At 65.5% G+C, this 12,861-nt stretch carries 14 protein-coding genes; 11 read left to right on the top strand and 3 right to left on the bottom strand.

The window, feature by feature from the left end; genetic code table 11:
* Positions 1 to 106: 106 nt before the first annotated feature.
* Positions 107 to 1,447: an FAD/NAD(P)-binding protein gene (locus EN852_RS29290; RefSeq protein WP_127879358.1), complete on the bottom strand. Its 1,341-nt coding sequence runs from the start codon at positions 1,445 to 1,447 to the stop codon at positions 107 to 109.
* Between the two features lie 671 nt (positions 1,448 to 2,118).
* On the opposite strand from EN852_RS29290, the gene tauA reads away from it, so the two are divergent.
* From tauA to EN852_RS29250, 8 genes are all read left to right on the top strand, one after another.
* On the top strand, positions 2,119 to 3,132 hold the full coding sequence (tauA, locus tag EN852_RS29285; protein ID WP_127879360.1) for a taurine ABC transporter substrate-binding protein: 1,014 nt from the start codon (positions 2,119 to 2,121) through the stop codon (positions 3,130 to 3,132).
* A 162-nt stretch (positions 3,133 to 3,294) separates the two neighbouring features.
* On the top strand, positions 3,295 to 4,083 hold the full coding sequence (locus EN852_RS29280) for a taurine ABC transporter ATP-binding protein (protein ID WP_127879362.1): 789 nt from the start codon (positions 3,295 to 3,297) through the stop codon (positions 4,081 to 4,083).
* Positions 4,080 to 4,940 carry an ABC transporter permease subunit gene (locus EN852_RS29275; RefSeq protein ID WP_127879364.1) on the top strand — a complete coding sequence of 287 codons (861 nt, stop codon included), beginning with the start codon at positions 4,080 to 4,082 and terminating at the stop codon, positions 4,938 to 4,940. Before EN852_RS29280 ends, EN852_RS29275 begins: the two co-directional genes overlap by 4 nt.
* Before the next feature lie 23 nt (positions 4,941 to 4,963).
* The gene (locus EN852_RS29270) at positions 4,964 to 5,149 is read left to right on the top strand and encodes a hypothetical protein (protein ID WP_127879366.1); all 186 of its coding nucleotides are present in this window, start codon (positions 4,964 to 4,966) and stop codon (positions 5,147 to 5,149) included.
* Between the two features lie 185 nt (positions 5,150 to 5,334).
* On the top strand, positions 5,335 to 6,303 hold the full coding sequence (locus tag EN852_RS29265; RefSeq protein WP_127879368.1) for a sulfonate ABC transporter substrate-binding protein: 969 nt from the start codon (positions 5,335 to 5,337) through the stop codon (positions 6,301 to 6,303).
* Between the two features lie 75 nt (positions 6,304 to 6,378).
* Positions 6,379 to 7,536 (top strand): FMNH2-dependent alkanesulfonate monooxygenase, encoded by a 1,158-nt coding sequence (gene ssuD, locus EN852_RS29260; protein ID WP_127879370.1) that lies wholly within the window; start codon positions 6,379 to 6,381, stop codon positions 7,534 to 7,536.
* Positions 7,533 to 8,312, top strand: coding sequence for an ABC transporter permease subunit (locus tag EN852_RS29255; protein ID WP_127879372.1), 780 nt, complete (start codon positions 7,533 to 7,535; stop codon positions 8,310 to 8,312). The genes ssuD and EN852_RS29255 overlap by 4 nt, the downstream gene beginning before the upstream one ends.
* 8 nt (positions 8,313 to 8,320) lie before the next feature.
* Positions 8,321 to 9,124 carry an ATP-binding cassette domain-containing protein gene (locus EN852_RS29250; protein WP_127879374.1) on the top strand — a complete coding sequence of 268 codons (804 nt, stop codon included), beginning with the start codon at positions 8,321 to 8,323 and terminating at the stop codon, positions 9,122 to 9,124.
* 46 nt (positions 9,125 to 9,170) lie between these two features.
* On the opposite strand, the gene EN852_RS29245 is transcribed toward EN852_RS29250, so the two are convergent.
* On the bottom strand, positions 9,171 to 9,356 hold the full coding sequence (locus EN852_RS29245) for a hypothetical protein (RefSeq protein ID WP_127866151.1): 186 nt from the start codon (positions 9,354 to 9,356) through the stop codon (positions 9,171 to 9,173).
* A 308-nt stretch (positions 9,357 to 9,664) separates the two neighbouring features.
* On the opposite strand from EN852_RS29245, the gene EN852_RS29240 reads away from it, so the two are divergent.
* From EN852_RS29240 to EN852_RS29230, 3 genes are all read left to right on the top strand, one after another.
* Entirely contained in the window at positions 9,665 to 10,027 is a 363-nt protein-coding gene (locus tag EN852_RS29240) for a septal ring lytic transglycosylase RlpA family protein (protein WP_127879376.1), read from the top strand.
* Positions 10,028 to 10,314: 287 nt separating this feature from the next.
* Positions 10,315 to 11,592: a polyhydroxyalkanoate depolymerase gene (locus EN852_RS29235; protein ID WP_127879378.1), complete on the top strand. Its 1,278-nt coding sequence runs from the start codon at positions 10,315 to 10,317 to the stop codon at positions 11,590 to 11,592.
* 196 nt (positions 11,593 to 11,788) lie between these two features.
* Positions 11,789 to 12,406, top strand: a complete 618-nt coding sequence (locus EN852_RS29230; protein ID WP_127879380.1) for a transglutaminase-like cysteine peptidase — start codon at positions 11,789 to 11,791, stop codon at positions 12,404 to 12,406.
* Between the two features lie 171 nt (positions 12,407 to 12,577).
* Here EN852_RS29230 and EN852_RS29225 read toward each other — a convergent pair.
* Positions 12,578 to 12,861: transposase (locus EN852_RS29225; protein ID WP_135879555.1), on the bottom strand; the 284-nt coding region annotated here is incomplete at its 5' end.

Here is a 12,861-nt window from a genome sequence, read left to right as displayed (position 1 = left end):
GCCGCCGGCGGAGCTGCTGATCTCCCCCCTTGCGGGGGAGATGCCCGGCAGGGCAGAGGGGGGTGCTGTCCCGCCAGCGTCTCAAGGTCTCGCTTCACAGCGAGCCTCACCCCAGCAGCTGCTTGCTCAGCTTCGCGCATTGCACGCGGATGTCCGGAATGGCGTCGATCTCGAAGAAGGTGCCGCGCGTCAGCGGCCCGACGGCGAGCAGCTTCGACGACACCGTGCCGTCGGCCGCGATCAGCTCGCATTTCGCCGTGACGTCGAGGCCGAGGCGCAGCGGATCCGGCCGCGCCAGGCTGCGCTCGATCAACGAGCGCACCACGCCGTTCGAGGTCCTCGAAATGTCGCGGGCGATGCCCATGCAGTCATAGAGCCGGGCGACCTCCAGGGTCTCGATAGCCTGCGTGCTGCGCGGCTGGATTTTTACGGTGAAGCCGCCGTTCGCCTCGACATTCACGACCCTGCCGGCGACCAGGCGGATGCGGCCCGACCCGACCGCCTCGGTGACGCGCGCGTAGACTTCCGGCGCCATGCGGTGGCGGTGGATGTCCCACCAGGCCTTGGTGTGCTCGACGAAGCGGCGCTTGGCCGAGGACGGCCAGTTCTGCCAGATCGTCTGGTTGAACGGCCGAAGCCCGTCCACGACGTCGCGCCAGTCGCCGCCGGCCTTCTGGGTCTCGTGGATCAGGTTGCGGAACCAGCCGACGAAATAGGAAAGCTCGGTGCCCAGCGGAATGTCGGCGATATCGAGCTTGATCGGGTTGCCCTTGCGATGCGGCGACGGCAGCAGGCCGCGCCGCGACACCGCGACGATCGGGCCGCGATGGCCGCGCTGTTCCAGCGACAGGAAGGCATCGACCATGCTCAAGCCCGTGCCGAGCAGCAGGACCGAAGTTTTGGGATCGAGCGTGGTGTCGGCCTCCGTCCCCATGCGGATGGCGTGGCCCTGGAAGGCGCCGGGCTGCTCGTCATGGCCAGTTGCAAGCACGGCCAGATGGCCAACGACGCTGGTGCCGTTGGCGAGCACCACCTCGACACCAGCCGGCGTCGGCGTGATCGACAGGCTCTCCTCGGCAATCAGCCGCAACCGGCCGGTCTCGCGCTCACGTTCCACGAGATCGTCGAGCAGCTCCCTGAGGTAGCGCGCATAGAGGCTGCGCGGCGCATAGAATGGCCCTTGGTCGGGTTTGGCGAAACCGCGCTCCAGCACCCAGCGTGCGAAATGGGTGGGGTCGTCGGCATAGGCGCTCATGCCGGAGGCTTTGACGTTGAGCACATGCGCCGACAGCAGAGTGGAATAGGCCATGCCCTGGCCGAAATGCGGCCGCTTCTCGATCAGCGTGACGCGCAGATCGGGGTTCGACGACATCAGCAGATGCGCGGCCAGCACCACGCCGCTGGCGCCGCCGCCGACAATGATGATGGAGTTGCCGCGTCCAACCATGGTTGCGAGCCGGAATTTCTGTCGAGCGGTCAGCGCGCGGCGGTCGCCGCGGGCGGCCTCGGCCGCAGGCCACGAACGATCGCCGGAACGGTTTTTAGAAGGTCGCGCATCGTTCTCTCACTCCCAATGTTGATAAGATTACTATACTAAGCGAGCCAGGCACGAAACCCGCTTTCCAATTGCCGGCTCCTTTAAGGTATGGATTTGCCCGGGTAGGCTTGTTGGAGAATTTTCGTTCGCTAGGCCGCATCCATACGGGTCGTCATTCTAGGGCGGAGCGACGCGAAGCGGCGCGCAGACCCTAGAATCCATGCCACTACATCCATGATAGGCACTACGGTGCAGAACGAAGGTTTTGCGGGGCGACACCGGATAATTCCGCACCGTTGCATCGCCCCCATGTCACGGAATGGATTCCAGGGTCTGCGCGCGTCGCTTCGCTCCTTGCTCCGCCCTGGAATGACGACGGACGGGGACGGGCTTCGCCAGAGCGCTGCGGGCGTCCGCCACCGTCGCCTCTCCGCGACTGTCCTTTTGCGCTTCCGCCGCCGGTACAGGGCGACACTTTTCCAACAAAGCCCGCTTCGTTGGAAGGATTTAACTCTACAAACCCGATCGAATTAACGGACGATAGAAAGGCAATCCAATTTTCAGGGGTATGGAGCCTTTCAATGTCAATCCTTTCACGACGCGTTCTGCTTTTCTCGTCGGCGGCGCTTACGGCCGCCGCCCTGCTCGGTCCGGCCAGCGCCGAGGACCTCAAGATCACCATCGGCTACCAGACGGTGGTCGAGCCATCGAAAGTGCCGCAGGCCGACGGCGCCTATGAGAAGGCGACCAAGGCGGCGATCGACTGGCGCAAGTTCGATTCCGGCGCCGACGTCATCGCCGCGATCGCTTCCGGCTCGGTCGATATCGGCTATGTCGGCTCGAGCCCGCTGGCCGCGGCCGCCAGCCGCGAATTGCCGATCCAGACCATCTTCGTCGTCGGCCTGATCGGTCCGTCGGAAGCGCTGGTCGCCCGCAACGGCGCCGGCATCGAGAAGGTCGCCGACCTTGCCGGCAAGAAGGTCGCCGTGCCGTTCGTCTCGACCACGCATTACAGCCTGCTCGCGGCGCTGAAGCATGAAGGCGTCGATCCGAAGTCGGTCCAGATCCTCAATCTGAGGCCGCCGGAGATCGCCGCCGCCTTCGCGCGCGGCGATATCGACGCGGCCTATGTCTGGGATCCGGCGCTCGGCCAGGTGAAGACGACGGGTAAGGTGGTGCTGGACTCCTCGCAGGTGGCCGCCTGGGGCGCGCCGACCTTCGACGCGTGGATCGTGCGCACCGATTTTGCCGAAAAGCATCCCGAAGCCGTGCGCGACTTCGTTAAGGTGACGGGCGAGGCCTATGCCCAGTTCCTCGCCAAGCCGGACGCCTGGTCGGTATCCTCGCCGGAAGCCGGCAAGATTGCGAAACTCACCGGCGCCAAGCTGGAAGAGGTGCCGGAACTGCTCAAGGGTTATGTCTTCCCGTCGCTCGAAGAACAGGCTTCGGACAAGTTCCTCGGCGGCGCGACCGTCAAGGCCGTGGCGGCGACGTCCGCCTTCCTCAAGGAGCAGGGCAAGATCGACGCCGTGCTGCCCGACTATTCGAAATATGTGACGGCGAAATACGCCAGCGAGGCGCTCGCCTCGAACTGAGCCTTCTCCATGCAATTCCCGGAAGGATGACCGCCTTTCGGGAATTGTTCGCAAGCGCGGCCTCCTTCCCTGGCCTTGCGCTTGTCTGTCCCGGAGCCGCTTACGAGGCGCGGCTTCGGGGCAGGCCTTAGGATCCAACGCCTTGGTCCAGCAGAGGCCCGAATGACGCATCTCATCCTCGACAAGGTCATCGTTCACTATGACGGCCAGCCGGCCCCGGCAGTCGAGCGTGTTTCGCTCGACATCGGCAAAAGCGATTCAGGCAGGGGCGATTTCGTCGTGCTGGTCGGCCGTTCCGGCTGCGGCAAGACCTCGCTGCTCAATGTCGCCGCCGGCCTGGTCGAGCCCGCGGGCGGCCTGGCCACGGTGGACGGCCGGCCGATCACCGGGCCCGGCTCCGATCGCGCCGTGGTCTTCCAGAACGATGCATTGTTCCCCTGGCTGACGGCGCGGGAAAATGTCGCCTTCGCGCTCAGGCTGCGTGGCGTATCCGCCGACAAAAGGGCGCGCCGCGCCGACGAACTGCTGTCGCTGGTCAAGCTCGGCGATGCCGGCGACAAGCGCATCTGGGAGCTTTCCGGCGGCATGCGCCAGCGCGTCGGCCTGGCCCGGGCTTTGGCCGCCGAACCCGAATTCCTCCTGCTCGACGAGCCGCTTGGAGCGCTCGACGCCCTGACGCGCGAGCGCATGCAGACGACGCTGCTCGACCTGTGGGCAGCGGCCCATGTCGGCGTGCTGATGGTTACGCACGGCATCGAGGAGGCGCTGGTGCTCGCCACCCGCATCGTCGTGCTGGCGCCGGGTCCAGGGCACGTGGTGCGGACATTCGAAACCCATTTCGGCCGCCGTTACGCCGCCGGCGAGCCGATCCGCGCGATCAAGGCCGATCCCGCCTTTGCCGCGGCCCGCGCGGAGCTGACCGATGCGATCTTCGAAGGAGAGGCGGCATGAGCGTGAGTGCCTACAGCGAACGCCCCGCCGCGAACGCCGGCGAGAATGACGGGTTTTCCGTGCCATGGTCCCGGCCACGGCCGAAACGTGCGGTCGTTTCGGCCAGGCTGGTCAGCGCGATCACCATTCTCGTGCTGCTCGCCGCCTGGACGGCGGCGGCCTCGCTGCAGCTGGTATCGCCGGTCTTCCTGCCCACGCCCGCCGCGGTCTGGGCGAAATTTGTCGTCGTCGCCCGCGACGGATTCGTCGATGCGACGCTGCTCCAGCATACCCTCGCCTCGCTTTGGCGCGTGTTCGCGGCGCTGATCGCGGCGATCCTCGTCGGCGTCCCGGTCGGGCTCGCCATCGGCATCAGCAGGATCGGGCGCGGCGTGTTCGACCCGCTGCTCGAGTTCCTGCGGCCGATCCCGCCGCTCGCCTATCTGCCGCTGATCATCATCTGGTTCGGCATCGGCGAGCCATCGAAAATCCTGGTGATCGCCATCGCCATGCTGGCGCCGGTGGCCCTGTCGACCGCTGCCGGGGTGCGCGGCGTTTCGCGCGAGCGCGTGGACGCGGCGCGATCACTCGGCGCCACCCGGGCCCAGGTCATTCGCCATGTGATCCTGCCGAGCGCACTGCCATCGATCCTCACCGGCCTGCGCATCGCGCTCGGCGCCGGCTGGTCGACGCTGGTCGCAGCCGAACTGGTGGCGGCGACGCGCGGGCTCGGCTTCATGATCCAGTCGGCGGCGCAATTCCTGGTCACGGATGTGGTGGTGATGGGCATCCTGGTGATCGCGATCATCGCTTTTGCACTGGAATTCGTCATCCGGCGTGTCGAGCGGGTGCTGGTGCCCTGGGCGGGGCGGGAATGAACGAAAGCGAAGGAGTAGGACTTGTGACCCATTCCACCGCGGTGCTGTTCGCGCATGTCGGCGCTTGGCTGTTGCGTCTGCCGTCGAGCGACACACGACAGAAAGACGAACCGAAATCGCCGACGCCGGTGCTGCTTGCCGGCGAACGCGACCGCCTGCCGCCCCGTGACGAGAGCTTCTACTGGGCCTGGCAGTACTGGTCGCAGTGATCAGGGCGCAGGAGCATTCTTTGTTCCGGCGAGGCGCTGTGTGGCCGCCCGGCGCCGCTTGTAGAAAATGATTCCGATTTGCGCTGCGAACTCGCAAGATCGTTCCTCTACTAACTTTATAGATTTACCTAGCCTGACCTCATTCCAAACGGCCCGGCAGTTCGGGACCAACGAAGGAGAGGGTCATGTTCAATCTGACGAGACGCGCTTTCGGCGTCGGCCTGCTGGCAGCGGCGGCCTTTGCCGCATCCTTTGGGACGACATCCCCCGCCGCCGCGCAGGACCTCAAGGCGTTCAACATCGGCTACCAGAAGACCGGCTTGCCGGTGATCGCCCGGCAGCAGCAGATCATCGAAAAGGCGCTTGCCGACAAGGGCGTCACGGTTAAGTGGGTCGAGTTCACCGCCGGCCCGCCGCTGGTGGAAGCCCTGAATGTCGGCGCCATCGATGTCGGCTGGACCGGCGACGCGCCGCCGATCTTCGGTCAATCTGCCGGCGCCAACATCGTCTACGCCGCCGCGCTGCCGTCCAACGGCCAGGGCGAGGCGATCTTCGTCAAGCCGGCCTCGCCGATCCAGTCGCTGGCCGACCTCAAGGGCAAGCGCATCGGCGTCGGCAAGGGTACCAGCGCGCATAATCTGGTCGTTGCCGCCCTGGAAAAGGCCGGCATCCCCTTCGACCAGATCACGCCCGTCTACCTCAGCCCCGCCGATGCGGCGGCCGCCTTCGCCAGCGACCAGATCGATGCGTGGGCCGTCTGGGATCCGTTCTTCGCCATTGCCGAGACCCGTTACCAGCCGCGCGTGCTTGCCCGCTCCAGCGACGTGCTCCAGGTCAACACCTATTTCCTCGCCAACAAGGATTTCGCCAAGGCGCATCCGGATTTCGTCTCGACGACGATCGCCGCGCTTGGCGACGCGGCCAAATGGGCCGACCAGAACCGCGACAAGGTGGCCGAGGCGCTGCATGAGGTGACCGGCGTGCCGCTAGACGCGCAGACGATCGCCGCCAACCGCACCAAGTTCGGCATCTATCCGATCACCGCCGAGATCGTCGCCGGCCAGCAGGCGACCGCCGACCGCTTCTTCAAGCTCGGGCTGATCCCGAAAGCGGTGCGGATCTCCGACGCCGTCTGGACCGCGCCGGGCAACTGAATTCCATCCACGGCGCCGGGCGGCGAACGCCCGGTGCCGCCTTTGTTTTCGACTGTCTTCTCCCGGGTATCAGCCATGACCGCTTCAGCCAGCCCGCTCGATTTCTTCTGGTTCATCCCGACGCATGGCGACGGAACCTATCTCGGCACCGAGAAGCAGCAGCGTCCGCCCGAGTTCGGCTACTTCAAGGAGATCGCGCAGGCGGTCGACCGGCTGGGCTTCCCCGGTGTGCTGTTGCCCACCGGCCAGAACTGCGAGGATTCCTGGATCACCGCCACCGGTCTCGCGACGCTGACGGAAAGGCTGAAATTCCTGGTCGCGCTGCGACCCGGCGTGACGCTGCCGACCTTCGCGGCGCGTCAGACCGCGGCGCTCGACCGACTGAGCAACGGCCGGCTGCTGCTCAATGTCGTGGTCGGCGGCAACCCGACCGAGCTTGCCGGCGACGGCGTGTTCCTGCCGCATGACGAGCGCTATGCGCAGGCGCAGGAATTCCTGACCATCTGGCGCGGGCTGGTCTCGGGCGAGCGGGTGAATTTCGAAGGCAAATACTATCGCGTCGAGAACGGTCGCCTCGACCTGTTGCCGCTGCAGGAGCGGCCGCCGCTCTATTTCGGCGGCTCGTCCGACGCCGGCCAGGAGCTCGCGGCCGACCTCGTCGACATGTATCTCACCTGGGGCGAGCCGCCGGCGCAGGTTGCCGCAAAGATCGCCTCGACGCGCGAGAAGGCGGCGCGGCGCGGCCGCAAGCTGCGCTTCGGCATCAGGCTGCATTTCATCGTGCGCGAGACCGAGGATGAGGCCTGGCGCGCCGCCGAGCGGCTGATCAGCCATGTCACCGACGCGCAGATCGAGAACGCGCAGGCGCGTTTCCTCAAGGAGATGGATTCGGTCGGGCAGCGGCGCATGGCCGAGCTGCATGGCGGCCGGCGCGACCGGCTCGTCGTCTCACCGAACCTGTGGGCCGGCGTCGGCCTGGTGCGCGGCGGCGCCGGCACGGCGCTGGTCGGCACGCCCGAGCAGATCGCCGAGCGCATCGGCGAATACCAGGCGATCGGCATCGACACCATCATCGGCTCCGGCTACCCGCATCTCGAGGAGGCCTATCGCGTCGCCGAGCTTTTGTTCCCGCGGCTCGGCCTCGGCACGCAGCGGCAGCGGGCGCACAAGGATATCGCCAACGAATTCTCGGTCGGCTTCCACGGCGCCAGCCGCCTGCAGGCGGCGTCATGAGCCTGGCCGCTCGCCTTGCCCGTAGCGGCGCGGCCGGCTGGCTGCTGCCGGCAGCGATCATCGCCGCCTGGGAAGCCGCCGCACGCGCGGGTTTGATCCCGGCCAATGTGCTGCCGGCGCCGAGCGCGGTGGCCGAGGCCTTCTGGCGGCTGACACTGTCCGGCGAGCTGGTCCGCAACATCGGCGTCTCCACTTTGCGCGCGCTGTCCGGCTTCGCCATAGGCGGCTCGATCGGCTTCGCGCTCGGCCTCGCCAACGGGTTGTCGGCGCTGAGCCGCGGCCTCACCGACACGACGCTGCAGATGATCCGCAACATCCCGCATCTGGCGCTGATCCCGCTGGTCATCCTGTGGTTCGGCATCGACGAGGAAGCAAAACTCTTCCTGGTGGCGCTCGGCGTCTTCTTCCCGATCTATGTCAACACGCTGCTCGGCATCCAGAGCGTCGATCCGCAGCTGGTCGAGATGGGCCGGGTCTACGGGCTCGACCGGCGCGCCTTGTTCTTCCGAGTGGTCCTGCCCGGCGCCCTGCCTTCGATCTTTGTCGGCCTGCGCTATGCGCTGGGCATCATGTGGCTGACGTTGATCGTCGCCGAGACGATCTCGGCCAGTTCCGGCCTCGGCTACATGGCCATGCAGGCGCGCGAGTTCCTGCTGATCGACGTCGTGGTGCTGTCGATCCTGATCTACGCGCTGCTCGGCAAGCTCGCCGACAGCCTGGCCCGCCTGCTCGAGCGCCTGTCGCTCGGCTGGCATCCGGGCTTCCAGAAAGGGTGAGAACAAAGATGCCAGCCGCAGCCCTCACCGCCGCACGCCCCCTCGTCGCCACGCCGGCGCAAGCCCGGACGATCGGCTCGGTCGAGGGCCGCCGGGCCTTCGCCTTCAGGGAAGTGGGAAAACGCTTCGGCGACAAGATCGTGCTCGACGGCATCAGCCTCGACGTGCGGGCCGGACAGTTCCTGGCTGTCATCGGCAAGAGCGGCTGCGGCAAGAGCACGCTGCTTCGGCTGCTCGCCGGGCTCGACCGCCCGAGCAGCGGTTCGCTGACCTTTGGCGCGGCCGAGGGAGGTCACAGCCGCACGCGCTTCATGTTCCAGGAGCCGCGGCTGCTGCCCTGGGCGAGCGTGGTGAAGAATGTCGAGATCGGTCTGACCGGCATCGCCGGCGGCACTGACGCCAGGCAGCGGGCGCTTGCCATGCTGGACGAGGTCGGGCTGGCCGATCGCGCCGACGAGTGGCCGTCGGTGCTGTCGGGCGGGCAGAAGCAGCGCGTCGCGCTTGCCCGCGCTCTGGTCGGCCAGCCGCAGATCCTGGCGCTGGACGAGCCGCTCGGCGCGCTGGACGCGCTGACCCGCATCGAGATGCAGCAGCTTCTGGAACGGATATGGCTCGACCAGAAGTTCACCGCCGTGCTGGTGACGCATGATGTCGGCGAAGCCGTCGCGCTTGCCGACCGTGTCGTGGTGATCGGCGCCGGCAGGATCGCCCTTGACCTCGACGTGCCTGTGGCCCGGCCCCGCCGGCACGGTTCGGCGGAGCTTGCCCATATCGAGGGCACCATCCTGGATCACCTGTTCAGCCGGACTTGATCGCGGCGCCGGCCGCGATCCCAGATCACAAGATCATATCGCAAGGTCAGACGCGCGAACGGTTCGCCCAGCGCAGCCCGACAATACCGGCCAGCATGGTGACGAGGCCGATATAGAGCCATTGCGTCCGGCCGGTCATGAAGCTGCCGCCCACCAGGCCGAGGCCCTGCAGCGACCATAGCGCGCCCAACCCCAGCACAATCAGCGCCAGCACAAACCTGATCAATCGCATCGGCTGGACCCTCTCCGGAAGTCGATCCTGAACGGCAACAGGGACGCAACAAAGACGCCGAGGAATCGGAATAGTCCGGTGCCTCTGTACTTCCAATCTTGGGGACCGATCTTGTCCGGAACGTCCCGGATAGTGACCCGATATTCATCAAGAATACGCCTTTCCGGCTCCAAAAATATCATGACAAACTGTTTCGCGGCGACTCCAAACGTGTGCCGTCGCCATGGAACCGCCAGAAGGCTGCCGCATTTCCCGCCTCATTCGGCACTTAGGCGGGGCTACTCGATCAACGGAGCCACCCCCAAAGCATGAAGAAAACCAACCAGACCGCGCTTGTCGCGGTAACGATCGCGGCTGGCCTGATGGCTGGCGCCTCGTCCGCCTCCTCCGCCGCCGCGCAATGCGGCCGCGCTTCCTGGTATGCGCTGCATTCCAGAACCGCCTCAGGGGAACGCATGAACCCCTCGGCATTGACTGCCGCCCATCGCTCCCTGCCCTTCGGCACCAAGCTCCGGGTCACCAACAAAGACAATGGCCGCAGCGTCGTCGTGCGCATCAACGATCGCGGTCCGTTCGTGAGGGGACGCATGCTCGACCTCTCCCGCGGCGCCGCCAGCCAGCTCGGTTTCATCGGTTCGGGCCACACCGCCGTCTGCATGGCGCGCGTTTGAGGGTCCCTCACACCATGATCTTTTCCGAAAACCGGAACCCACTTTTCGGGATCATGGTCTAGTGTCCGGCGTGAGGGGCCGGACACATATCCTTCACATTTCGGCACCGCACAGTGAGCCGGCTCGCCCGGTCCAAGTCCGATTTCAACAGGTTGAACCAAAGAAGCATTCGTCAGACAAAATGACGTATTGCATCGCAACAATATCTCGTTAACCTCGCCGGGAGACATTCAAGGCTCGGCGCTGTTCGTCGTCCCTTTGGTCGATGGACGGCAACGAGGTTCTCGATGTTCTACCAGCTCTACGAAATGAACCATGCGGCGCTGCAGCCGGTCCGCCTCTATGCCGACGCGGTGCGGCTCTTCTACTCCAACCCGCTCAATCCGATCTCCCACACCCCCTTCGGACGCTCGGTCGCGGCGACCGCCGAACTCTTCGAGCGCACCACCCGCCGCTACGGCAAGCCGCGATTCGGCCTGGACAAGACCGTCGTCGACTGGAAGAGCGTCGACGTCACCGAAAAGACGGTCTGGTCGAAGCCGTTCTGCAATCTGGTGCGTTTCGAGCGCGCGCTGCCTGCGGGGCGCAAGCCGGACCCGAAGCTTTTGATCGTGGCGCCGATGTCGGGCCATTACGCGACGCTGTTGCGCGGCACGGTCGAGGCGATGCTGCCGCATGCCGACGTGCACATCACCGACTGGGTCGACGCCCGCATGGTGCCGGTGGCGCAAGGCAGCTTCGATCTCGACGACTATATCGACTATGTCGTCGAGATGTTCCATGCGCTCGGCCCCGACACGCATGTGATGGCCGTCTGCCAGCCTTCGGTGCCCGTGCTGGCGGCGGTGGCGCTGATGGAGAAGCGCGGCGATCCATTCGTGCCCTCGACCATGACGCTGATGGGCGGCCCGATCGATACGCGCCGCAACCCGACCGCGGTCAATCTTCTGGCCGAGGAAAAGGGCATCGCTTGGTTCCGCGACAATGTCATCATGCAGGCGCCGTGGCCGGTGCCGGGCTTCGGCCGCGAGGTCTATCCCGGCTTCCTGCAGCTTTCGGGCTTCATGAGCATGAATCTCGACCGCCATATCATCGCCCACAAGGACTTCTTCATGCACCTTGTGAAAAATGACGGCGACAGCGCCGAAAAGCACCGCGACTTCTATGACGAGTACCTGGCGGTGATGGATCTGACGGCGGAATTCTACCTGCAGACGGTCGACACCGTATTCGTGCGTCACGCTTTGCCGAAGGGCGAGATGACGCATCGCGGCGAGACGGTCGATTGCACAACGATCCGCAACGTCGCGCTGCTCACCATCGAGGGCGAGAACGACGACATTTCCGGGCTCGGCCAGACCCAGGCCGCGCATGATCTGTGCGTCAACATTCCCGCCGACAAGCATGTCCATTACATGCAGCCGGCGGTCGGCCATTACGGCGTCTTCAACGGCTCGCGCTTCCGCTCCGAAATCGTGCCGCGCATCGCCGACTTCATTTCCAGCTATGGCCGCCAGCAGCGTGTGGCGACGAAGCCGAGACTGGTCCGTTCGGCGAAAGGCTGAATGCCGCAGAGCGCGCCAGAGCGGACTTTCCGCCGCCAGCCGGCGGCCGCTGGTGTTGCGCCTTTGCCTCTGTGGCGAAAGTGCCGCTACGGGATCGTCCAGGTAACCATGCCGTCAAACTGGCCGTGCTCTCTAATTGACACGGACTGTAAATCGCCCTTAACGTTTCGTTAACAAAGAGAGGGCGGCGGGGGCAATGACTTCCTCAGCTATGACGCGGATACTGCGTTTGTGTTCAGTCGCGGGGCTGGCGATTTCGGCTCACTGGGCGGTGCCCGCCTGGGCGGCGGGCGCGATGACCACAGGCGGCCTGACCTCGCAGCCGATCGGACACTATGATTTCTGCAAGGTGCGTCCGAGCGAATGCAACATCCATCCGGCCGATCTCGAGCCGGCCAGGATGACGGACGGCCTGTGGCGCAAGCTGGTCAATGTCAGCGCCAAGGTCAACGCCGCCGTCAAGCCGTTGAGCGATCTCGATCACTACGGCAAGGATGAAGTCTGGGCCTATCCGGATGACGGCTATGGCGACTGCGAGGACTATGTGCTGGAAAAGCGCCGCCAGCTTTATCGCATGGGCATGTCGCTCGCCGATCTCCTGATCACCGTCGTGCGCAAGCCGGATGGCGAAGGCCACTCGGTGCTCACGGTGCGCACCGACAAGGGCGACTACGTGCTCGACAATCTGACCGACAAGGTCAAAGCCTGGGACGCGACCGGCTACCGCTTCCTCAAGCGCCAGGCGATCGACAACACCGGACGCTGGGTCTCGATCCGCGACGGCCAGGCGGTGCTGGTCGGCTCGGTGCAGTAGGCTGGGCGGGCCAACCTCGGCTTCGTCATTCTAGGGCGGAGCAAGGAGCGGAGCGACGCCGCGCAGACCCTAGAATCCATTCCGTTACCTACAGGCGTTACCGCGGTGCAGAACGACCTCTGTTCTGCACCGCTTTACCCTTCGCGCGAGGTCACGGAATGGCAACTGTGTTCATGCGAATGCGGTTTTGTCGCGAATGATCGCGTTGAGGACGACCAGGAGCTTCCTTGCGACGGCGATGATGGCCAGTTTCTTGGACCCCGAGCGGGCAGCAAGCGCTGTGTAGAATGTCTTGAAGCGCTCACAGGTTCTGATGAGGGCTGCCATATAGAGGGCGCGGCGCACGCGTGATCGCCCGCCCTGGATCTGGCTCCTGCGGTTGAGCTTGCCGCTCTTGTTGTCGAACGGGGCAAGGCCGACGAGCGCGGCGATCGCCTTGGGTGAGCGCTGGCCGA

Source organism: Mesorhizobium sp. M2E.F.Ca.ET.209.01.1.1, from assembly GCF_004010375.2.
Taxonomy (GTDB): domain Bacteria; phylum Pseudomonadota; class Alphaproteobacteria; order Rhizobiales; family Rhizobiaceae; genus Mesorhizobium.
Note: the sequence above shows the minus strand (reverse complement) of the source record. Positions and strands in the feature narration are given on the sequence as shown.